We start from the raw sequence: 20,194 nt of genomic DNA, 5'->3' as shown, positions 1-20,194 counted from the left end.
AGAGGACATTTCCGTGTTATCCCAGACCCATCCCGTCCCCGCTTCGGCGGAGCTGATGGACGGCCTCGTGCCCGGCGTCCGTGTACTCCTGCTCGACGAGACCCAGTACACCTCCGGCAGCCACAAGGAACCCGCTGCCCGCGCCGTAGTCGCCAAAGCCCGCGCGGACGGCCACGACCGGGTCATCGTCGGCTCCTGCGGCAGTTACGGCCGGGCCATGGCCACCGCCTGCGCCGCCGCGGGCTTACACTGCACCGTGGTCCTGCCCGCAGACTGGGGCGACGGCGGCTCGTTCGCCGAAACCACCGGAGCCGACGTCCGTTTCGTGAACGGCGGCTATGAGGACGCCGTCGAGGAATCCCACCGGCTGGCCCTGGCCGTAGGGGCCGCCGACGGCAACGTCGACGGCCCCTACCAGGACGCGGTCCTCAGTGGACACGGCGAGATCGTGTCCACTGTGTACCGTGTGCTCGACGGAGCCGACGCAGCGCTGTGGATCCCAGCCGGCAACGGCACCACCATCGTCGCCGCCGGCCGGCAGCTCGCCGCGCTGGACTGGCCGGTACCGGTGCACGGCGTCGGCTCACCCGGCAACAACCCGATCGTGACCAGCTGGCCCGGCCCCTACCGGACGCTGCCTGCGGACCAGGTGGTCACCACCGTCCACAACGAACCGCTGGTGAACTGGGACGCCCTGCACGGCCCCGGCGCACTGACCGTGATCACCGCGTCCGGCGGCGCCGTCCACGCTGCCACCGACGACGATCTCCTTGCCGCACAGGCATTGCTGGCCCGCCACCGACGATACGCCAGCCCGTCCGGCGCCGCCGGACTCGCCGGCCTGCTCGCGCACGCCCGGTTCGCCCGTCCGGACGGCGTGCAGATCGTGCTGCTTACCGGCCGGTAAGCAGCACGCGCGGTCCGCAGCCCGAGCGGCAACACCCCCAGCGGTCTGTGAAGGGCCCCTTCACAGACTCTGAGTCCAATGCCAGGAACTTAAGGTCTGGTGGGTGGTGTTGATCACGGTTTGGGTGTGATCGGCGTGGTGGTGTGGATAGGCAACGAGGCTCCGGCTAGAGCTGGTGATTGTCGAGATCATCAGCAAGCCAGGAGCCTCGTTGTCCGTTCATGGTGTCATGCCCTCGGGCTGGTCCTCGCCGGTGGGTCGGTTGTTGTCACAGGCCGGGCTGGGGTTGCTGTCGTGGGTCGTCCCGCCCGCGCTGGTTGATGAGGCGCTGGCCGTCGCCGGCCGGGACGAACGGCGGTTCCGGGCACTGCCGTCGCGGTTGGGCGTGTACTTCGTGCTCGCGTTGTGCCTGCTGCGCACCAAGTCCGGCAACGCGACGATCAGGGCGATGTTCTCGCAGGAGAGTCTGCCCCGGTTGTCCGTGCTGGGCTGGTGGCCGCCGGCCAGCACGGCGCTGACCAAGCTGCGGGACCGGATCGGCGTGGTGCCCTTCCAGTTGTTGTTCGGCGCGCTGGCGCGGGCGGCGCCTACCCGGAACAGGCCGTGGTCGCACGCGTTCGGGCTGGAGGTGTGTGCCTGGGACGGCACCGAGGTCGAGCCGGCCGACACCGCGGCCAACCGTGAACACTTCCCGCCCCATCACCGCACAGGCGTGGCCCGCGGGCCGTCCAAGATCCGGGTGCTGGTGCTGCTGTCGTGTGGCAGCCGCCGTCTGCTCGGCGCGGTCACCGGCCCGCTGAGCCAGGGCGAGCCCACCCTGGCCTATCAGCTGCTGCCCCGGCTGCACGACCGGATGCTGCTGCTGGCCGACCGCTGCTTCCTCGGCTATCCACTGTGGACCGCGGCGCGGGAACGGGGCGCGCATCTGCTGTGGCGGGCCAAGCAGAACACCCCGAAGCTGCCCGTGCAGCACGCGTTGCCGGACGGGTCCTGGCTGTCCACCCTCCACGCCCCGGCCGACGCCCGCCGCTGGGCGCGCAACGTGCGCCGCAACAAGCAACGCGGGCACCGCCCGCCCACGCCCCGCCCGATCAACGGCATCGTCGTCCGGGTGGTCGAAGCACTGATCACCGTCACCGTCGACGGCGTCACCCGCACCGAGAAATACCGGCTGGTCACCAGCCTGCTCGACCCCGCACACGCACCCGCCGGCCAGCTCGTCGCCCTCTACGCCCGCCGCTGGACCGCCGAAACCGGCATCAAAGAGATCAAAACCACGCTGCTGGCCAAGCGGCCCCTGCGCGGCCACACCCCGATCCGCGCCCAGCAGGAACTCTGGGCCACCCTGATCGTCTACCAGGCCATCCGGCTGCTGATCAGCCACGCAGCGCTCACCCAGAACCTCGACCCGTCCCGGATCTCCTTCACCTCCGCCCGCGACGCCGCCGAACACGCGATCACTACCACACCCGCCGACACATCCCGACACCTCCAATGGGTGGCCCAGGACTTATGCCGACAGCTGATCACCGTCCACACCCACCACCGCGTCTACCCCCGAGCACTCAAACGCACCACCACGCGCTACCCCCACCGCAGCAAAACCCCGCAACCGACCAGCACCAAAGCCAGCTACCAGGTCCACATCCTGCCCACAGCAGAAACAACACCACCCACCACAACCAAACCAACACCACACCAACCCAGAACCGACCTAAGTTCCTGGCATTGGACTCTGAGTCCGTGAAGGGGCCCTTCACAGACCTGCCTCCAACACCAGCCCACCCGGGGAAGGCGTGCCCAGATCCACCGCGCACCAACCCATCGGCACCCAACCCCGCGCCTGCCGACCGGCTGCCCGAACTGGGGGTTGTGCGAAGCGAACCCACCGCCTGCCTGGTGCCGAGTGACCCCACCCGGCAACAGGAAGCTCAGCGACGCCTGGTCGCCATCAGGCCCGGTGCCTTCGAGCCGAGCCAGTCCCAACACCACCCCAGCCGCGCTCCACCCGGCACCACCGGACGCCCACCAACCACACCAGCCGCACCCCACCCAGCACCACCAGGCGCCCACCAACCACACCAGCCGCACCCCACCCGGCACCACCGGACGCTCCCGCACTCCACCGGCCGCCGCCACCGCACCCGCCGGATTCAGCCGCGGTCCAACCCAAGCCCGGCCATCCGGGCCGCCGTCTCCTGTTCCGGCCGGCTCCCCCCGGCCAGCCCCCGGACCACGCCCGCCCGGTCCGGCGCGGTCCGGTTCTGGCTCAGCTTCGCCTTGGCCACCACGCGGCTGATGACCAGCTCGATCCCGACGATCGCGCGTAGCTGCGCCCGGACGAACGGCTCCGGCGCATCCGTGACCCGCCACGGCTGGGCGCGGCCGGTCTCGTGCCGGTCGGTGAGGCGGGTGACGTGGTCGAGCAGCCACTCGGGATCGTCGTGCGCGCGCAGCCGGCCGTGCACGGTAAGGGTCTCGTAGTTCCAGGTCGGCACGGTCTTCCCGCCGTCCTGCTTGCTCGGGTAGTACGACGGGGTCACGTAGGCGTCCACGCCCGGGATGATCGCCACCGACTCGGCCTCGCCGGTGTAGCGCCACTGCGGGTTGGGCCGCGCCAGGTGGCCGATCAGCGCGTGGTTGTCCGCGTCGTAGAGCAGGGGCAGCGAGGTCACTTCAAGCCCGCCATCGGGCACCGGTGTGACCAGGTGCGCGAATCCGCCCCGGCTGAGCGCGGCCGCGGCGTCGCCGGCGGGCACCTCGAACTGCTTCGGCAGGTACACGTCTCCTCCTCGATACTTTGTCACGTGACAAACACCGTACCGACCGGCGCCCGCGCTGTCACGTGCCATACTCGGCAGGTGACCGACCGCACGGCGATCCAGGGCGCGACCGCGGGCGAGATCTCCGGGAGCGTGCGCGACCTGGTCGGCGCCGGGCGGCTGCGGCCGGGTGATCCGGTGCCGCCGATTCGGGAGCTGGCCGCGGAACTCGGCGTGCACCGCAATACCGTCGCGGCCGCGTACCGGATGCTCGTCGGCGCGGGCGTGGCGGAGACCAGGGGCAGGCACGGCACGGTGATCACCGCCCTGCCGCAGCTGCCGGGCGAGGCCGAGGCGCACCGCGGGCTGGTGGATCTCTCCAGCGGCAACCCGGATCCGGCACTGCTGCCGGATGTGCCCGCGGCGCTGTCCAGGCTCGGCTACCGGATGCAGATGTACGGCAGCGCGGCGGTCGAACCTCGGCTGGCGCAATGGGCGCGGCGGACCTGGGCAGACGAGGTGGACGTCCCCTTCGAGGTGTCGGTGACGCACGGCGCGGTCGACGCGGTGGAGCGGCTGCTGCTCGCGCACCTGACCCGGGGCGACCTCGTCGCGATGGAGGACCCGTGCTTCTACGCGAGCGAAGGAACCTTGCGGCTCAACGGTTTCCGCGCCGCCCCGGTCCGGGTGGACGCGGCGGGCATGGAGCCCGCGGCCCTGCACGCCGCATTGGCCGCGGGAGCCCGTGCGGTGCTGATCACCCCGCGCGTACACAGCCCGACCGGAGTCAGCCTCACCGCCGACCGGGCCGCGGAACTCCGTGCCGTCCTCGCCCGGCACCCGCACGTGCTGGTGGTCGAGGACGACCACTTCTCCGCGATCTCCCGCACGCCATATCACCGCCCCACCCCGCACACGGCACGGCGGTGGGCGCTGGTGCGTTCCGTGGCCAAGTTCCTCGGCCCGGATCTGCGGGTCGCCGTCGTCGCGTCCGATGTGGACACTGCGAACCGGCTCGGCACCCGGCTGCGCCCCGGCGCCACCTGGGTCAGCAGGCTGCTGCAGCAGCTGGCCGCGGAACTGCTGGAAACCTCCACGGACACCTTCGCCCGCGCCCGCGACGCCTACCGCGACCGAGTCGACGCACTGCGCACGGAACTCGCCGCGACAGGCGTGGAAACCCCGTTCCCCACCAACGGATTCAACGTCTGGGTGCCCATTCCGGAAGGCCCGGCCGCCACGGTCGCCGCCCTGCACGAGTCGGGCTGGTCGGTCCGCGACGGCTCACTGTTCCTGCCACCGGGAAGCACCGCGACGCCCGGGCTCCGGATCACCGCCGCCCGCCTCACCCCGCCGCAGACCCGGGAGTTCGCCCGATGCCTCGGTGAACTACGCCGGAGCTAGACAGTCCATACAGGACATTCCGACATCGCCCGAACGACCAGGCCGGACAACGGACGCCTGAACCCCGGAATTCCGTGAAGGGTCCCTTCACGGACTCTGAGTCCGTGAAGGGACCCTTCACAGCCCTTCCCGCAGGCCGACCAAGCCGGGCCGGATGTCGACCTCGGCGCCGCGCGGGGACGGCCGTTACGCGTCCGGCGCGGGCGACGCGGCGCACCGCACATCGGCCGCGGGCAGCTTCCCGGTGAGCAGGTACTGGGTTACGGGCTGGTCGACGCAACTGTTGCCGTCGAAGAGGAACTGGCCGTGGTTGCCACCCTCGGAGAGCACCATCCGGGAACCACGGATGGCCTGCTGCATCCGCTGCGCGCCGGTCAGCGGAGTGGCCGGATCGTCCTTCGCCTGCACCAGCAGCAACGGCGGCACCTTCCCGGAGCCGATCTTCAGCGGCGGCGCGGTCGGTGCCCGCCAGAACGCGCAGGGCGCGGAGAACCAGGTGTTCAGCCAGGCGAACAAGGGCGCTTTGGCCGCCGCCCGGGTGGTGTCCGCGTGCCAGGTCGCCCAGTCCGCCGGCCACTTGTCGTCGGCGCAGTTGTACGCGAGCTGCGGTCCGTCCACTCCGGACTGTGCGAGCTGCGCGGCCGCGGCGGTGAGTCCGCCGGGTTCGCCCGCGTGGTAACGGGAAACGGCCGACGCCAACGTCGGCCAGGACGTGTCGGTGTACATTGTGGACGCCAGCATGTTGTCCAGCTCCGCGCCGCCCACCTTGCCCTCGACGGGTTTCGCAGTGAGGTCTCCCCGGAGTCCCCGCCAGTACTGCGAGACGTGGGCGCCAGTGGCGCCGAGGTGATACGTCGCATCATGCTGGGCCACCCACGCGAAGAACTGCTCCGCACGGTGCTGCAGCGCCGGATCCTGCTCGAACCCCTGCTGGTACCCGCCGACGGTGGGGTCGACCACGCTGTCCAGCACCATTTTCCCGGCACGCTCGGGGAACATCGTCGCGTAGGTGGCGCCGAGCTTCGTCCCGTAGGAGTAGCCGAGGTAGTCCAGCCGGTCCTTGCCCAGCGCGGCCCGGATCCGGTCCAGATCCCGCGCCGCGTCCTGGGTGGTGATGTGCCGCACCAGATCCCCGGCACGGCGCACGCAGGTGTCGGCGATCGTGCGGGCCGGCTTCACCCGCGCCTGTTCCTGCCCGGCGTCCGCCGGGTCGTCGGGCGGCATGGGGGCGGGCAGCAGCGCGGAGGTGTCCCCGCAGTCCACCGGCGAGCTGGCCCCGACGCCACGCGGGTCGAACGCGACCACCAGGTACCGGTCGCGCAGCTCCGGCGACATCGAGGCGACGACCTGCTTCGGCGTGCCGATCCCGGACTCACCCGGCCCGCCGGGGTTGACCACCAGCACCTCCGGCGCGTCCAGCGAACCCGCCGCGGAGAGCAAGAGGTCCAGCTGCTTTCCGGACGGATCCGCGTAATCCAGCGGCACGGCGAGCCGGGCACACCCGGTTCCGCGCGGGGCACTCACCTCCGGCGGGCAGGCGGACCACTTGACCCCGCCACCCGTCGCCGCGGCCGGTGCCGCGACGAGACCCAGCACCGCGACGACTGCTCCGGCCGTCGCGGCCAGGCGTGCTGCCCCGACTGTCATCACTCGATCCCTCCAAAGTGGACTGGGGTACTGCGGACAACCACCGCTCCTGGCTAGCAGGACCACAGCACCTCGGCCACCGGAGAAGGACTCAGCGGCACGGATCCGGCCCGAACGCACCCGGCCGCCCGAACCCGGACCGCGCCCGGACGTCGGGAAAACAGCCCGGCGACCAGCTCCCGCGCGTATCCCGGCGGAAACGGCCCGGGCCGGAACAGGATGCGGTACATCATCGGCGCGACCACTCGGTCCAGCACCGTTTCGACCTCCGGTGCCCGCTCCCCGCGCGCCGCCGCCCGCGTGGTGATCACCTCGATCTGCCCGGCCGCGTAAGCCGAGCACTGGCCCGCGTTATCCTGGTCGCCGAGCAGCGCGTCGCGGATGTAGGCCCGCCCCGGCGGTGAGGACATCTCGTCGAGGAACTGCTCGGCCCACGCCTGCAGATCGGCGGACAGCCCACCCAGGTCGGCCGGCGGCGCCTCCGGCCGCAACCGCTGCACGGCGACGTCGGACAGCAGCTCGCGCAGATCGCCCCAGCGGCGATAGATGGTCATGCCCGTCCCGTCCTGGACCGTCGGCGAGATCACCGTGCAACGGGTGGACGAGGTGCAGCAGCCATGGGCCGGCGGCCACCGGGCCATGGCTGCTGCCCACGGCCACCCCGGACGTCGTCGCCCGGCACGACTGGCTGCACCCGGATTTCGCCGACGGCCAGCACGTGCCGCGGCTGGCCAGCCACAGTTTCGCGGTCTCCGCGGGAGGGCTGCGGATCCTGGTGGACACCGGCAACGGCAAGCAGCGGGCGAACCCGGCCTGGCACGAGCTGCGGACCGAGTACCCCGAGCGCCTCGCCGAAGCGGGTTTCCCGCCGGATTCGGTGGACCTGGTGGTGCTGACCCACCTGCACACCGACCACGTCGGCAGGAATACCCGAGAGGTGGACGGCGCCTGGGTGCCCACCTTCCCCGCGGCCCGGTACCTCACCTCCCGGGTCGAGCGGGAGTTCTGGGCGGGTCACCCGATGGACGAGCCGCGCCGGCAGATGTTCCGTGATTCCGTGCTGCCGATCGAGGAGCACGGCCTGCTCGACCTGGTCGACGTCGCCGAAGGCGGCACCGTGATCGCCCCCGGCGTGCGGCTGATCCCCACCCCCGGACACACCCCGGGACAGGTCGCGGTGCAGCTGGACAGTGGCGGCCGGTCGGCGCTGATCACCGGCGACTGCGTGCACCACCCGGTGCAGGTGGCGCACCCGGAGATCACCAGCTGCGTGGACATCGACCCCGCCCTCGCCGAGCGCACCCGCCGGGCGCTGCTCGCCGGTCTCGCCGGCTCCCCCACACTGGTGCTCGGCTCGCATTTCCCGGCCCCGACCGTGGGACATGTCCTCGCCGACGGTGCCGGTCTGCGCTTCGGATGAGAGACGATGCACCGGTGACAGGGGAACGGGTGCGGATCTCGGTGCTGGACACCTCGCCGATCGTCGCGGGATCGACCGCGCGGGAGGCGCTGCGCCGCACCGTGGACCTCGCCGTGCTGGCCGACCGGCTCGGCTACCTCCGGTACTGGTCGGCCGAGCACCACGGGATGGCCGGCGTGGCGAGTACGTCGCCCGCGGTACTCGCCACGCGGATCGCCGACGCCACACAGCGGATGCGGATCGGCTCGGGCGGTGTGCTGCTGGTCCACCACGCGCCGATCGTGGTGGCCGAGCAGTTCGGCACGCTCGCCGCGTTCCACCCCGGGCGGATCGACCTCGGCATCGGCCGCGGCCCGGGCGGATCCCCCCGCGCGGCGGCCGCCGTGTGCCCGGACTGGGAGGCGAACGTCGGCGGATTCCCCGGCCGTCTCCGGGAACTGCTCGGCCACCTCGACCAGACACAGCCGGTCCGCGCGATCCCGGCGATCGGCAACACCCCGGCGGTGTGGCTGCTCGGCTCGACCACGGCGAGCGCACGCCTGGCCGCGACGCTGGGCCTGGCCTACGCCTTCGCCCGGCACCTGAACCCCGGCGGAGCCGCCGCGGCCTTGCGCACCTACCGCACGGAATTCCGGCCCGGCCGGATCCCGGCTCCGTCCACTGTGGTCAGCGTGGCCGTGCTCGTGGCAGAGACCGACGAGCAGGCCGCCTGGCTGACCGGCCCGACCCGGCTCAAGACCATGCTCCGACGACGGGGCGAACGGATCCTGCTGCCCACCCCGGAAGAGGCCGCCGCATGGCCGGAAACCCTGCCACCGCAGGACGGTCTCGTCGCAGGCTCGCCGGACACCGTGCGGCAACGGCTCCAGGCAATCCTCTCCGAGACCGGTACCGCGGAACTGATGTTCACCACACCGGTACACGGCCATCCCGACCGGCGGCGGTCCGCCGAGCTGATCGCCGAACTGGCGCCGCGGCTGACCGTCCAGCCTTCGTGACACCCCCCGGCAAGGTGGGTGCGGCAAGGCTGTGAAGGGACCCTTCACAGCCTCAGCGTCCGTGAAGGGACCCTTCACAGAACTCCACCAGCCACAGTGGACCCACCCGGCCGGTCACTCCGGCCGGGCCGAGGAAGTCCTCCGGACTCCGGCACAGGCAAGAGCCGCAACGGCAAGCACCCAACCCAACCCGCCCCACTTACCGCAACACCCTCAACCCTCCACTCCGGACACTCAGGAAACCCCTCCCCCGCAAGACGGACACTGACCGCCGAACTGGCACCCCAGCCAACCGTCCAGCCTTCACAACACCCACCGGCAAAGCCGTGAAGGGACCCTTTCACAGCCCTCCGCCAGGCCACAGCGGATCCACCCCGGAAGGTCACCCCGCCGATCCCCCATCACCGTCCGGTGTGGACAGCGCCGAGATCTCCGGATGGTCGCGCAGCGCCGCCACCACGGCGTTGACCGCGGCCCGTTTCGTCCCGCCCCGGCGGACCACGACGGTGATGTTGCGGTGCACCGGAACGCTCAGCTCCCGGGTGACCACCGCGTGTTCCGGCTCGACCGCCAGCGCGGGCAGCAGTGCGATCGAGCGGCCCGATTCGACGTGCCGCAGCTGCATCAGGACGTTGCTGAACCGGCAGGCGATCCGCGGCGCGAACCCGGCCTCCCGGCACAGCCGCTCGGTCAGCTCCGTCATGTAGGAGCGCGGCCGGTCGGACGCCCAGATCTCCTCCGCGCAGGTCGCCAGGTGCACCGTCGGGCGGCGGGCGAGCCAGTGGCCCGGCGGCAGCACCAGCACCACCGGGTCGGTGCCCAGCGGGATGATCTCCAGATCGGCGCCCCAGGCCTGACCCGGATAGTCGGTGGTGGTGACCACCACGTCCACCTCGCCCGCCCGCAGCGCGGCCCCGCTCTCGTGCGGCTCCGATTCGATCAGCTCCACGTGCAGGTGCGGATGCGTGCCGGCGAGCCGGGTCACGGCGGGCACCGCGAGCGGGAACATCGCGCTCTGGAACACGCCGAGCCGGACGGTGCCGATCGGCTCGTCGTTCAGCGCCCGCAGCTCGGCCTCGGCGTCGGCCATCTGGTCCAGGATCTCCCTGCCGCGCCGCGCGAGCAGTAGCCCGGCCGGGGTCAGCCGCACCCGCCGTCCGCTGCGCTCGATCAACCGGGCCCGGGTCTCGGTCTCCAGCACGGCCAGCTGCTGGGACACCGTGGACGGGCTCAGGTGCATGGTCTCGGCGACCGCGCGGACGGTGCCGAGCGTTTCCAGCTGACTGAGCAACCGCAACCGCCAGGAACTGAGCATGCCCCGATTGTACGGTTCTGTCGAACAGATCGGTCAGATCTGTGCGATGGACACGTGCAGCGGACCGTCCTTACCGTGATCACATGGACTCCCCCGACCAGCACCTGATCCGTTATTCCGGCCACGCCGGCTTCAGCGAAGAGATCATCACCCGCGCCGAGGGCACGATGGTGTACACCGAGAGCGGCCGGGAACTGCTCGACTTCACCTCCGGCCAGATGAGCGGCATCCTCGGGCACTCGCACCCGGCGATCGTGGCCACCGTCCGCGAACAGGCCGCCCGGCTCGACCACCTGCACAGCAGCATGCTCAGCCGTCCCGTGGTCGAACTGGCCGGACGGCTGGCCGGCACGCTGCCCGCCCAGCTGTCCAAGGCGCTGCTGCTGACCACCGGCGCGGAATCGAACGAAGCCGCGGTCCGGATGGCGAAGCTCGTCACCGGCAACTACGAGATCGTCTCGTTCGCACGATCCTGGCACGGCATGACGCTGGCCGCCGCGAACGCCACCTACAGCGCCGGGCGGCGCGGCTACGGCCCGTCCGCGCCCGGCAACTTCGCGCTGCCCGTGCCGCACCGCTTCCACCCGGACATCGTCGACGCGGACGGCGAGCTGGACTGGCGTCGTCAGCTCGACCTCGGCTTCGAGCTGATCGACGCGCAGTCCGTCGGCAGCCTCGCCGCCTGCCTGGTGGAGCCGATCCTCAGCTCCGGCGGCATCATCGAGCTGCCCCCCGGCTACCTCGCCGCGCTCGCGGAGAAGTGCCACGAGCGGGACATGCTGCTGATCGTCGACGAGGCGCAGACCGGTCTGTGCCGCACCGGCGACTGGTACGCCTTCGAGCACGAGGGCGTCGTACCGGACATCCTCACGCTGTCCAAGACCCTCGGCGCCGGGCTGCCGCTGGCCGCCGTGCTGACCAGCCCGGAGATCGAGCAGCGCGCACACGAACGCGGCTTCCTCTTCTTCACCACGCACGTGAACGACCCGCTGCCGGCCGCGGTCGGCAACACCGTGCTCGACGTGCTGGCCGCCGAGAAGATGGACGTACAGGCTCGAGAGCTGGGCCGGCATCTGCGCACCGAGCTGGAAAAGATCGCCGCGAACCACGATCTGGTCGGCGACGTGCGGGGCCGCGGGCTGCTGCTGGGCATGGAACTGGTCGGTGACGACGTGCTGGGCGCGGGTGGCGCGGACCGGCTCGGCGCCGCGGTCACCAGCCGCTGTTACGAGCTGGGCCTGCACATGAACATCGTGCAGCTGCCCGGGATGGGCGGGACCTTCCGGATCGCGCCGCCGCTGACCGCGACCGAGGAGGAACTCTCCCGCGGGGCGGCGATCCTGGAGGAGTCGCTGGTCTACGCGGCCGACCGGCTCTGAGCCCGACGGCGGCCGGACCACCCACGACCAGACCTCCGGCGGCCTGTATCTCAGCGCAGATGCAGGCCGCCGTTGGCGTCCCAGCAGGCGCCGGTCACCGAGGCCGCCGCCGGGGAGGCGAGCAGCGCGACCATCGAGGCGATGAACGCCGGGTCGCCGAGCCGGCCGACCGGGATTCGCCGGACGTAGTCCGCGAGGTGCTCCTCGCCGATGATCGCCCGCACCGCCGGACTGTCCTGCGGACCCGGGGAAACCGCGTTGACGGTCACCCCCTGCGCGGCGAGTTCGCGGGCGAAAACCTTGGTGGCGGACAGCATCGCACCCTTCGACGACGCATAGTGCCCGCCGGTGGCGGTCCCGCCGTTCTGCCCGGCCGGCGAGGCGAGGTTGACGATCCGGCCGTAACCCTGCCCGGCGAAGTGCGCGCCGAAGATCTGTCAGGCTTGGAACGTGCCGGTGAAGGTGACCGCCATGACTTCGGCGAGTTCGTCCGGGGTGATCTCCAGCAGCGGAGTCGCCCGCGTTCGCGCGGCCGTCTTCAAAGCTGTGAAGGGGCCCTTCACAGACTCAGAGTCTGTGAAGGGGCCCTTCACGGACCCACGGTCGGTCACGGTGAGGTGCCGCGGGCGGGCGGTCCGGCTTGGCGAGGGGGCACGGCGACCGGGCCCGGCCCACCCTCCGCCTAGGGTGGGCCGGGGGTCATTTCCGGAGTGCGCACCGGTCCCGCTACCGTCCTCGCCTGCCCGGTCCGCGGCAACGCCCCGGCGGCAAGAATGCGCGCCGGGCCAGCAGAACAGGTCCGGTCACACCCGAAACCAGCCACCGTGGACAGTCAATGACCACCGGAACGGCGGTACCGCAATCGACTCCCGGCCTGTCTCGGCGTTCGCGCGGCGACAGCTGCCAAGCGGGGTGCGGAACCGCGAGCGCCACCAGAGTGATCCCGTTGAGCGGCAACGGGAAGCTCAACCCGACACCCCGCGGCGAGCACCCCGGCACCCTCGCGCACCCGCCACAGGTCGGCCAGCACCAGGTCGGCCAGAAGCCGGTCCTCCTCGTCCGCGGACGACGGCGGCGCGGGCGGTTCCCCAGCGCCGGACAGCGCGCGGGCGGCGGAATCGGCGAAGCCCGCCATCTCAGGGGAACCCGCACCGCGCTGCAAAAGAGCACCGGAGGAGGCCATCAGGCCACGCAGCCCATCGCCCACCTCTTCAAGCGCCGCCTGGTGTTCCGGCGCGGGTTCCCGGCTACCGGGAACGGGGCTGAGTAAATCCTGCGTCGTGCGTGCCGCGGCGCGGAAACGAAGCCCCACGGCACGCGGATCGCTCTCGCCACGCAGCCGCGCGGCGACGGTGCCCAGCATCGCAGCCGCCTCGCCGATCGCGTCCGCAAACCGTTGCGCCACTGAAGGTTTCGGCACTCCGGGCACCGCGGCGAACCCGAACAACAGGCCGATCGCCACGGCCACCACGACCAGCAGCAGGTACTCGACGAGCGTGGACACCGCGTCGAGATGCCGCGTGGTCGCGTTCACGCCGACCGACATCAGCACTATGCAGGCGTTGAACACCATGGGCTGCGTCTTCATGAACGGAACGCCGACCACCAGCGCGACGATCCCCAGCGGCAACAGCGCCGACTGCGGCAACAGCACCAGCGCCACTCCCAGCACCACCGCACCGAACACCGCGCCCACACCACGCTGCCAGGCCTTCGCCAGCGTGTCCCGCCATTCCGGCTGCATGATCGCGAACGTCGTCATCAGAAAAGACACCGTGAGCGGGTCGCCGGGCCGCAGCGTCGCGATCACCACGGCGACCAGGATGCCGAGCGCGCAGCGCACCGCGTGCCGCAACTGCGCGGAACGCCAGGACAGCGCACCACCCGCCTCCTGCCGCAGCACCTCCCGCACCAGATGCCGCGGATAGTCCACTTCGGACTCATCGCGGCCGGCCGCCGCGCTGCGGATCCCGTCCAGCGCCGCCCACAGCTCGTCCAGCCGGGCCGCGGTGTCGCCGGGCAGCGCGACATGGGGGTCCACCCGGTCCAGCGCGGGCAGCTCGGCCGGAACCTGCTTCGCCCGAACCGTCTCGGCGAGCGCGGCGAATCGCTCGTCCACCGCGTCGAGCACCTGCGTCAGCGCTTCGGCCTGCTGTGGTTCCAACGCGCGCAGCCGGCTTCGCAGCACCGTCGCCACGCCGTGCGCGCGCATGCTCCGGATGAACACCTGTGCCTGCCACGCGCGCGGCCGGTCGGCCAGCCACAGACGCACCGCGCGCTCGGCGTTGCCCCGATCCGGACCGGCCATCGTGTCGGCGAGCGCGGCGCGAGTCGGCTTGCCTGGGTCCCCGACGCCCATCAGCAGCCGCAGCACGAACACCACGCCCACCGCCAGCGCGGGAGCGCCGATGATCTGCGCGGCAGACGCCGAACCGCTGAGCTGGAAGCCGTAGCCGAACACCGAGGCCATGCCGAGACCGAGACCCACGGTCACGAACCGCGGGCTGAGCGCAGGCAGCAGAGCCGCCACGAACACCGTGACCACCAGCAGCGCGATCGCCGCGACGGAGGAGACCTCGCCGAGCAGCCGCGGCCCGGCACCACCCACCACGACCGCCGGGGCGAACGCGGCCAGCAGCCGCAGATCCGGCCGCAGCGGTCCTCCGGAGGCGGCGAGGAAACAGAACAACGCGGTCAGCCCGGCCAGCACCGCCGTGCCGCCGAGGCCCAGCGCCGCACCGAGCCCGGCCGTCCCGCCGACCACGACCAGGATCCCGGCGAGCATCCCGCCGCCACGTGCCAGAGCGCGCATGCCCACCCTTTTCCGTTCCCGGGTCCCGCCCGGACCAGGCGGTATCTGCCTACGGTAGGTATTCTTTTCCGGAGCGATCGGGCATCCCCGTGCCACGATCGCGAAAACCCTACCCGGCGCCCCGAGAACCGTCCCGAGGAGCGCTGAGGAGCCAGTAATGAGCCACTGTGGAGCCCGACCGCGCACTGCTGATGCAGCTGCTGCCCCGGCTGACCCAGCTGAGCCGGTCGTTCAGCCGCGGCAAGCTGTTCGAGCGCGCGGTGGTCAGCAGCGGCGCCGAGCTGGACCGGCCGTCGATGTCCATCCTGTTCAGCCTGCAACTGGCCGGCGAACCCCTGCGGATCGGCGAGATCGCCGCCCGGTCGCACGTGGCCGGGCCGCACATCACCCGGCAGGTACAGGCGCTGGAGAAACGGGATCTGGTGCAGCGGGTGACCGACCCGGCCGACCAGCGGGCCCGGCTGATCGCCCCGACCGCGGAGGGCAAGGCGGTGGCGGAGCGCTACATCGGCGCGCTGCTCGGCTGGTTCACCGAGGCGCTGACGGACTGGACCCCGCAGGACCGGCCCGAACTGGGCAGGCTGCTCGCCCGGTTCGTCGACGACCTGACCACCCGGCTGTCCGCGCTGGACGAAGAATCCCCGTGACCGGCGGGCGTTACCGGGACAGGCGCCCGAACTCCCGCTGCTCCCGGTCGTAGCGCTCGGTCAGGCCGTGGCCGTAGCGGTCCCACCAGTTCTGTGTGTGGCCGCCCTGGGTGGTCGTGGTGCCACCGTAGACCTGACGGTCGTACTCGAGGCGGGCGTCGTGGAACTGCTGCTGGAACTCGTCCGGGGAAAGGCTTTGCAGCTGCTGCGCGGTGCCCGGGTCGAGTGCGCGGGCGCTGCGCTCGATGTCCGCGCCGGCCATGTGGTTGAGGATCGCCCGCACGCCGCCCGCGCCCCGCATGTGCGCGCCGGACATGACCGCCGCCTGTGAACCGGGATCGGTGAATTCGAGCGCCCCCGCCCGCCGCGCGTTCGCGGTCATCAGATCCGCCACCACGGCCCGTTCTCCGGCGCTGCCGACGCCGTACTGCCGCCGGGCGGCCATGATCTGGTCATAGCCGTTGTGCATGTTCTGCCGGAAGCCGTACGCCTCCGGCATGCCGCCCTGTTCACCACCGGCACCCTCGGAACGCATGATCGAATCGACCACGCGGTCGTCGAGCCGCACGGGCACGGCGGCCGGTGCGGCGCCTCCCCCGGTGGGCGAACCCCCGTAGCCCCGCGCGGTCGCGGTGTCCGCATCGGCGTAGGACTGGGCCGCGGCCCGCACTTTACCGTTCACCTGGCCGATCAGGTCCGCGAATCCGCTCAGCGAGGACACCAGCCTCGACTGCAGCGCGGTGCTCGCCGCCGCCACGCCACTGCCGATCCCGGCGAAGGACACCGCATCGAGCACGAGGTTTTCCAGGTCCCGGGTGGCCGCCAGCGCCGACGCGCCGAGGCCCTCCACGTTCTTCACGATCGAGGACACCTCGGCCGGCTGCACCCGGTAGCTTCCCGCAGTCATACCGCCGACCCTGCCCGCGCGGACGCGGAGCGCACACGGCCGAATTACCCACTGCCGGGCCGGATCAAATACCGTCCGGCTGGGTATTTGGTGCGGCATGGAGGCCGACGAGAACCGGCACGACCGGGTCGACCAGGAAATCGGGCGGCTGTCCGAACTGCTGTGGGCGCTGTCCAGAGACGGCGCCGCGGACGCCGGCCTCCCCGCGGCCGGATTCTCGGTCACCCGCGCGGACCGGGGTTTCCTCGCCCGCCACGGCGAAGGCCGCCCGTGCGTGGCGTTCCTCGCCCCCGGCGAGCGCCATCCGGAGCAGGGGCACCGCCTGATCACCGCGGCCGCGCTGGGTGCGGCGCTGGCGACTTCCCGGGTGACCGCCGGACAGCCGGGCGCGATCGTGGTCGTCGCGGGCGTACCGGTACCAGACGGGGTGACCGCGGCGCTGACCTTCCGGCCCGGCGGGCACACCTGGTCCCCGTCCCCGCTCGCGGCCCGCGCGGAACTGCGGGTGAGCATGCACGGCCGGCCCGGCGCGGGGATCGACGCCCTCACCGGATTGGTCCAGACCTTCACCGCGGTTTCCGCCTTGCGGCCCCGGCCGGGCACGACCGTGCAGGGCATCGTCACCCGCGGCGGCGAGTCCACCGCTCGGATGCCCGAGTTCGCCGAGGCCCGGTTCGGCCTGTGTGCTCCCGGCGCCGCGGACCTGGACCGGCTGGCCGCCGACGTGACCGCCTGCGCCGAGGGCGCGGCGCTGGCCACCGGCGCGAAGGCGGTGGTCGAACGGCTCGGGCCGCACCACGCGCCCTTGCGCGACAACCCGGTGCTCTCCGCCCGCTTCACCACGCACCTGGCTGCGCACGGCATCGTCGCCACGCCGCCCGGCCCCGACCGTCCGCCGGAGTGGTCCGAGGTGGGCGACGTGAGCGTCCGCGTCCCCACGCTGCACCCGTCCGTTGCGATCGCCGATCCCGCGCACGTCGCGGGCACCCCGGAATTCGCCGTCGCGGCGGCCTCCCGGCGGGCCTGCTCGACGCTGCTCGCCACCGCTGCGGCGCTCGCCCGCACCGCGGTCGACTTGCTCGCGCATCCGTCGCTGGTACGCCAGGTTCAGGACGCGTTCGCCGCCGAGGCCGGGCAGGACTGACCCGGCTCCGGTTATCGTGGCAGTGTGAGCAATGTCGAGACGGAACCGGCCGAACTCGCCTGCGGGACCGGTCCGTGCGGACCGGGCGAAGCCGAGGTGCTGGAAGCACGATCGGTACCGCTCGGCGGACCGCGGGCGATGCCGGTGTGGCGGACACTGCCGCAGCGCAAGCGTTCCCTCATCGGCGCCTGGTGCTTCGCCGACCACTACGGCCCGGTCGACCCGGCGGTGCACGGCGGCATGTCGGTCGGCCCGCATCCGCACACCGGGCTGCAGACGGTCAGCTGGCTGTTCGACGGCGAGATCGAGCACCGCGACAGCCTCGGCTCGCACGCCATAGTCCGGCCGGGCGAGCTGAACCTGATGACCGGCGGGCACGGCATCTGCCACGAAGAGGTGTCCACCCCGCAGACCACCACCCTGCACGGCGTCCAGCTCTGGGTCGCGCTGCCGGACGAGCACCGGAACGCCGCGCGCGATTTCCAGCACTACGCGCCCCCGATCACCGCGCTGCCCGGCGCCACCGCACGGGTCTTCCTCGGCACGCTCGCCGGCGAGACCTCACCGGTCCGCACGTACACCCCGTTGCTGGGCGCGGAATTGACGCTCGAACCGGGTGCCGAGCTGACCCTGGACGTGGACCCCGGCTTCGAACACGGGCTGCTGGCCGACCTCGGCGAGATCACCTTCGCCGGCACCACGCTGAGCCGCACCCGGCTCGGCTACCTCGGCACCGGCCGGTCCCGCCTGGCGATCGCCAACCCCGGCCCGGAACCGGCCCGCGCCCTGCTGCTCGGCGGCCCGCCGTTCGGCGAGGAGATCCTGATGTGGTGGAACTTCCTGGCCCGCAGCCACCAGGAGATCGTGGCCTTCCGCGCGGACTGGGAGGCCGGTTCGGACCGGTTCGGCGCGGTCGCCGCGCACCCGGGCGGCCCGGCGCGGCTGCCCGCCCCGGCCCTGCCCGCCGTCCGGATCAAGCCCCGCGGCAACCCCGCTTAGCCCGCGGCCAAGGGCTGTGAAGGGGCCCTTCACGGACTCTGAGTCCGTGAAGGGCCCCTTCACAGCCTCCGTGCAAGCGGCCCGTGAACCGCCCGCCTATGGCGCGAGACGGGTCCGGGCCCCCGCCGGGTCGAAGTTGACCCGGCGGAGTGACCATGCAGCCAGCAGGACGACCGCGACGGCGCTGAAAGCGGCCAGGACCATCGCAGCGACGAACTGAGCCGAATCCGAGGTCCCCGAGGAGAGCACCGCGTAGCCGCCGAGCACCACCGCGGACGGGCCGAGCAGCGCGAACGCGGTGGCCGGCGGCGGGATCCGCCGACCGTCCGGGCGACGCGCCGAGACCAGCACCGCGCCGGCGCACACCACCGCGGCTACCAGCAGGCTGCCGCCCACGGTGTCCGAGAGGCGATGCCATCCGAGCGCGACGGTCGACGCGGCCACCCAGGCGACGGCGGGGGCACCGAGGGCGAACACCCAGGTCCGATACCGCGCGGGCAGCACCACGGCCAGCGCGAACAGCACGGCGGTCACCGCGCTGACGTGCCCGCTCGGGAAGCTGTTGTGGCCCGGCGCACCGGATCCGCTGAGCGTCTCCGGGCGTTCGAGCAGGTAGACCTTGAGCAGCTGCGCCAGGCCCAGCGGCAGGAGGAACAGCACCAGCGCGGTCACCCCGAGCGCGAACCGGCGGCGCACCAGCGCCAGCAGCAGCACCGCCAGCCCCGCCGCACCCAGCACGACCACCAGGTCCAGCTGCCGCAGCGGCTGTGCCCAGTCCACCGCGGACCGGGTGAGCGACTGAGCGCTGTGGACCACGCCGTCCTCGGCCCGCTGCCCGCCGGGCGTCTGCACGAACAGCAGGTAGGCGACCAGGAAGGCCAGGGCGAACCCGGCCGTGGCGGCGGCGAGCACCGCGGTGCGCCACGGCCGCGAGGCGGCGAGCGCGTGCCGCGCGGTCTCGGCAGGCGCGGGCGGAACATCGATCGGGACGGTCGGCGGGGTCCGGTCGGTGATCATCACTCCCATGCCTCCGAGCATGGCCACCGAATATGGGAATCTCGTCCGCACTATGTCGTGATTTTGCAACAAACCGCACCCGGCTCGTCCGGACAGGTGCCTTTCCGCATAATGATCGAGATGGCAGCAGTGCTGGTGGTGGAAGACGACGCGGCCGTGCGCGAGGGTCTCGAACTGGCGTTGCGCAGGCAGCAGCACACCGTGCGCACCGCCGCGTCCGGAGAGGACGGCGTGGCGCTGTTGCGCGAGCAACCACCCGAGATCGTCGTCCTCGACCTGATGCTGCCCGGCATGGACGGCTTCGAGACCTGCCGCCGGATCCGGGGGCTGAGTCAGGTGCCGATCATCATGCTCACCGCGCGCAGCGACGATTTCGACGTGGTGGCCGGGCTCGAAGCGGGCGCGGACGACTACGTGGTCAAGCCGGTCGAGCCCCGTGTGCTGGACGCCCGGATCCGCGCCGTGCTGCGCCGGGCGGTCGCCGAGCACGGCGCCGGCGACCACGGCGCCGAACGGCACGGCGACCTGGAGATCGACCGGGCCGGGATGCAGGTGCGCCGGCACGGCGAGCCGGTCGCGCTGACCCCGACCGAGCTGAAGCTGCTGCTGGAGCTCTCGCGCCACCCCGGGCAGGTGCACAGCCGCCGTCAGCTGCTGACCGCGGTCTGGGGCCACGACTACCTCGGCGACTCCCGGCTGGTCGACGCCTGCGTCCAGCGGCTGCGGGCGAAGATCGAGGACGTGCCCGCCCGCCCCGGCCACGTGCAGACGGTGCGCGGGTTCGGGTACCGGTTCGGCCGCTCGTGAGCAAGCGGTGGCGGACCGGGCTGCGGCCG

At 72.0% G+C, this 20,194-nt stretch carries 19 protein-coding genes; 10 read left to right on the top strand and 9 right to left on the bottom strand.

What is annotated here, in order from left to right:
• Positions 1 to 13 precede the first annotated feature (13 nt).
• Together ATK36_RS28685 and ATK36_RS28680 are read left to right on the top strand one after the other, a co-directional pair.
• On the top strand, positions 14 to 907 hold the full coding sequence (locus ATK36_RS28685) for a pyridoxal-phosphate dependent enzyme (RefSeq protein ID WP_245915281.1): 894 nt from the start codon (positions 14 to 16) through the stop codon (positions 905 to 907).
• Positions 908 to 1,082: 175 nt separating this feature from the next.
• Positions 1,083 to 2,654, top strand: a complete 1,572-nt coding sequence (locus ATK36_RS28680) for an IS4 family transposase (RefSeq protein WP_141544558.1) — start codon at positions 1,083 to 1,085, stop codon at positions 2,652 to 2,654.
• Positions 2,655 to 3,060: 406 nt separating this feature from the next.
• Here the strand turns inward: ATK36_RS28680 and ATK36_RS28675 are convergent, their stop codons facing one another.
• Positions 3,061 to 3,690 carry an FMN-binding negative transcriptional regulator gene (locus ATK36_RS28675; protein WP_211291978.1) on the bottom strand — a complete coding sequence of 210 codons (630 nt, stop codon included), beginning with the start codon at positions 3,688 to 3,690 and terminating at the stop codon, positions 3,061 to 3,063.
• A 78-nt stretch (positions 3,691 to 3,768) separates the two neighbouring features.
• Here ATK36_RS28675 and ATK36_RS28670 point away from each other — a divergent pair, with 78 nt between their 5' ends.
• Positions 3,769 to 5,073 carry an aminotransferase class I/II-fold pyridoxal phosphate-dependent enzyme gene (locus ATK36_RS28670; RefSeq protein WP_098514293.1) on the top strand — a complete coding sequence of 435 codons (1,305 nt, stop codon included), beginning with the start codon at positions 3,769 to 3,771 and terminating at the stop codon, positions 5,071 to 5,073.
• Positions 5,074 to 5,259: 186 nt separating this feature from the next.
• Here ATK36_RS28670 and ATK36_RS28665 read toward each other — a convergent pair whose 3' ends face one another.
• Both ATK36_RS28665 and ATK36_RS28660 read right to left on the bottom strand, forming a co-directional pair.
• A complete protein-coding gene (locus ATK36_RS28665) occupies positions 5,260 to 6,720 on the bottom strand; it encodes an alpha/beta hydrolase (protein ID WP_098514292.1) in 1,461 nt (486 codons plus the stop codon).
• Positions 6,721 to 6,773: 53 nt separating this feature from the next.
• Entirely contained in the window at positions 6,774 to 7,274 is a 501-nt protein-coding gene (locus ATK36_RS28660) for a TetR-like C-terminal domain-containing protein (protein WP_098514291.1), read from the bottom strand.
• 164 nt (positions 7,275 to 7,438) lie between these two features.
• Here ATK36_RS28660 and ATK36_RS28655 point away from each other — a divergent pair, with 164 nt between their 5' ends.
• Positions 7,439 to 8,140 (top strand): MBL fold metallo-hydrolase, encoded by a 702-nt coding sequence (locus ATK36_RS28655; RefSeq protein WP_245915279.1) that lies wholly within the window; start codon positions 7,439 to 7,441, stop codon positions 8,138 to 8,140.
• A 14-nt stretch (positions 8,141 to 8,154) separates the two neighbouring features.
• Positions 8,155 to 9,138, top strand: a complete 984-nt coding sequence (locus ATK36_RS28650) for an LLM class flavin-dependent oxidoreductase (RefSeq protein WP_342752069.1) — start codon at positions 8,155 to 8,157, stop codon at positions 9,136 to 9,138.
• A gap of 382 nt (positions 9,139 to 9,520) precedes the next feature.
• Here ATK36_RS28650 and ATK36_RS28645 read toward each other — a convergent pair whose 3' ends face one another.
• Positions 9,521 to 10,453, bottom strand: coding sequence for a LysR family transcriptional regulator (locus tag ATK36_RS28645; RefSeq protein WP_098514289.1), 933 nt, complete (start codon positions 10,451 to 10,453; stop codon positions 9,521 to 9,523).
• An 83-nt stretch (positions 10,454 to 10,536) separates the two neighbouring features.
• Here ATK36_RS28645 and ATK36_RS28640 point away from each other — a divergent pair, with 83 nt between their 5' ends.
• Entirely contained in the window at positions 10,537 to 11,832 is a 1,296-nt protein-coding gene (locus ATK36_RS28640; protein ID WP_098514288.1) for an aspartate aminotransferase family protein, read from the top strand.
• Between the two features lie 50 nt (positions 11,833 to 11,882).
• Here the strand turns inward: ATK36_RS28640 and ATK36_RS33045 are convergent, their stop codons facing one another.
• The 3 genes from ATK36_RS33045 to ATK36_RS28630 all read right to left on the bottom strand — a co-directional run bounded on the left by ATK36_RS33045 (position 11,883) and on the right by ATK36_RS28630 (position 14,644).
• A complete protein-coding gene (locus ATK36_RS33045; RefSeq protein ID WP_281259120.1) occupies positions 11,883 to 12,266 on the bottom strand; it encodes an SDR family NAD(P)-dependent oxidoreductase in 384 nt (127 codons plus the stop codon).
• 3 nt (positions 12,267 to 12,269) lie between these two features.
• The gene (locus ATK36_RS34320; RefSeq protein ID WP_281259100.1) at positions 12,270 to 12,395 is read right to left on the bottom strand and encodes a hypothetical protein; all 126 of its coding nucleotides are present in this window, start codon (positions 12,393 to 12,395) and stop codon (positions 12,270 to 12,272) included.
• Between the two features lie 269 nt (positions 12,396 to 12,664).
• Entirely contained in the window at positions 12,665 to 14,644 is a 1,980-nt protein-coding gene (locus tag ATK36_RS28630) for an FUSC family protein (protein ID WP_098514287.1), read from the bottom strand.
• Between the two features lie 167 nt (positions 14,645 to 14,811).
• Between ATK36_RS28630 and ATK36_RS28625 the strand changes: the two genes are divergently transcribed.
• Positions 14,812 to 15,291: a MarR family winged helix-turn-helix transcriptional regulator gene (locus tag ATK36_RS28625; RefSeq protein WP_245915276.1), complete on the top strand. Its 480-nt coding sequence runs from the start codon at positions 14,812 to 14,814 to the stop codon at positions 15,289 to 15,291.
• A 10-nt stretch (positions 15,292 to 15,301) separates the two neighbouring features.
• Here the strand turns inward: ATK36_RS28625 and ATK36_RS28620 are convergent, their stop codons facing one another.
• Positions 15,302 to 16,198, bottom strand: coding sequence for a hypothetical protein (locus tag ATK36_RS28620; protein ID WP_098514286.1), 897 nt, complete (start codon positions 16,196 to 16,198; stop codon positions 15,302 to 15,304).
• Positions 16,199 to 16,295: 97 nt separating this feature from the next.
• Here ATK36_RS28620 and ATK36_RS28615 point away from each other — a divergent pair, with 97 nt between their 5' ends.
• Both ATK36_RS28615 and ATK36_RS28610 read left to right on the top strand, forming a co-directional pair.
• Positions 16,296 to 17,342, top strand: coding sequence for a zinc-binding metallopeptidase family protein (locus ATK36_RS28615; RefSeq protein ID WP_098514285.1), 1,047 nt, complete (start codon positions 16,296 to 16,298; stop codon positions 17,340 to 17,342).
• A 24-nt stretch (positions 17,343 to 17,366) separates the two neighbouring features.
• Positions 17,367 to 18,341 (top strand): pirin family protein, encoded by a 975-nt coding sequence (locus ATK36_RS28610; RefSeq protein ID WP_098514284.1) that lies wholly within the window; start codon positions 17,367 to 17,369, stop codon positions 18,339 to 18,341.
• 96 nt (positions 18,342 to 18,437) lie between these two features.
• Here the strand turns inward: ATK36_RS28610 and ATK36_RS28605 are convergent, their stop codons facing one another.
• On the bottom strand, positions 18,438 to 19,367 hold the full coding sequence (locus ATK36_RS28605; protein WP_098514283.1) for a phosphatase PAP2 family protein: 930 nt from the start codon (positions 19,365 to 19,367) through the stop codon (positions 18,438 to 18,440).
• 111 nt (positions 19,368 to 19,478) lie between these two features.
• On the opposite strand from ATK36_RS28605, the gene ATK36_RS28600 reads away from it, so the two are divergent.
• Positions 19,479 to 20,165: a response regulator transcription factor gene (locus ATK36_RS28600; RefSeq protein WP_098515259.1), complete on the top strand. Its 687-nt coding sequence runs from the start codon at positions 19,479 to 19,481 to the stop codon at positions 20,163 to 20,165.
• The last annotated feature ends 29 nt before the right edge of the window (positions 20,166 to 20,194 follow it).

This window comes from Amycolatopsis sulphurea, assembly GCF_002564045.1.
GTDB lineage: Bacteria > Actinomycetota > Actinomycetes > Mycobacteriales > Pseudonocardiaceae > Amycolatopsis > Amycolatopsis sulphurea.
Note: the sequence above shows the minus strand (reverse complement) of the source record. Positions and strands in the feature narration are given on the sequence as shown.

Coding starts and splice junctions, on each gene's coding strand:
- ATK36_RS28665 (WP_098514292.1), bottom strand. CDS start 6,720: ATGACAGTCGGGGCAGCACGCCTGGCCGCGACGGCCGGAGCAGTCGTC.
- ATK36_RS28660 (WP_098514291.1), bottom strand. CDS start 7,274: ATGACCATCTATCGCCGCTGGGGCGATCTGCGCGAGCTGCTGTCCGAC.
- ATK36_RS28645 (WP_098514289.1), bottom strand. CDS start 10,453: ATGCTCAGTTCCTGGCGGTTGCGGTTGCTCAGTCAGCTGGAAACGCTC.
- ATK36_RS28640 (WP_098514288.1), top strand. CDS start 10,537: ATGGACTCCCCCGACCAGCACCTGATCCGTTATTCCGGCCACGCCGGC.
- ATK36_RS28630 (WP_098514287.1), bottom strand. CDS start 14,644: ATGCGCGCTCTGGCACGTGGCGGCGGGATGCTCGCCGGGATCCTGGTC.
- ATK36_RS28620 (WP_098514286.1), bottom strand. CDS start 16,198: ATGACTGCGGGAAGCTACCGGGTGCAGCCGGCCGAGGTGTCCTCGATC.
- ATK36_RS28615 (WP_098514285.1), top strand. CDS start 16,296: ATGGAGGCCGACGAGAACCGGCACGACCGGGTCGACCAGGAAATCGGG.
- ATK36_RS28605 (WP_098514283.1), bottom strand. CDS start 19,367: ATGGGAGTGATGATCACCGACCGGACCCCGCCGACCGTCCCGATCGAT.
- ATK36_RS28600 (WP_098515259.1), top strand. CDS start 19,479: ATGGCAGCAGTGCTGGTGGTGGAAGACGACGCGGCCGTGCGCGAGGGT.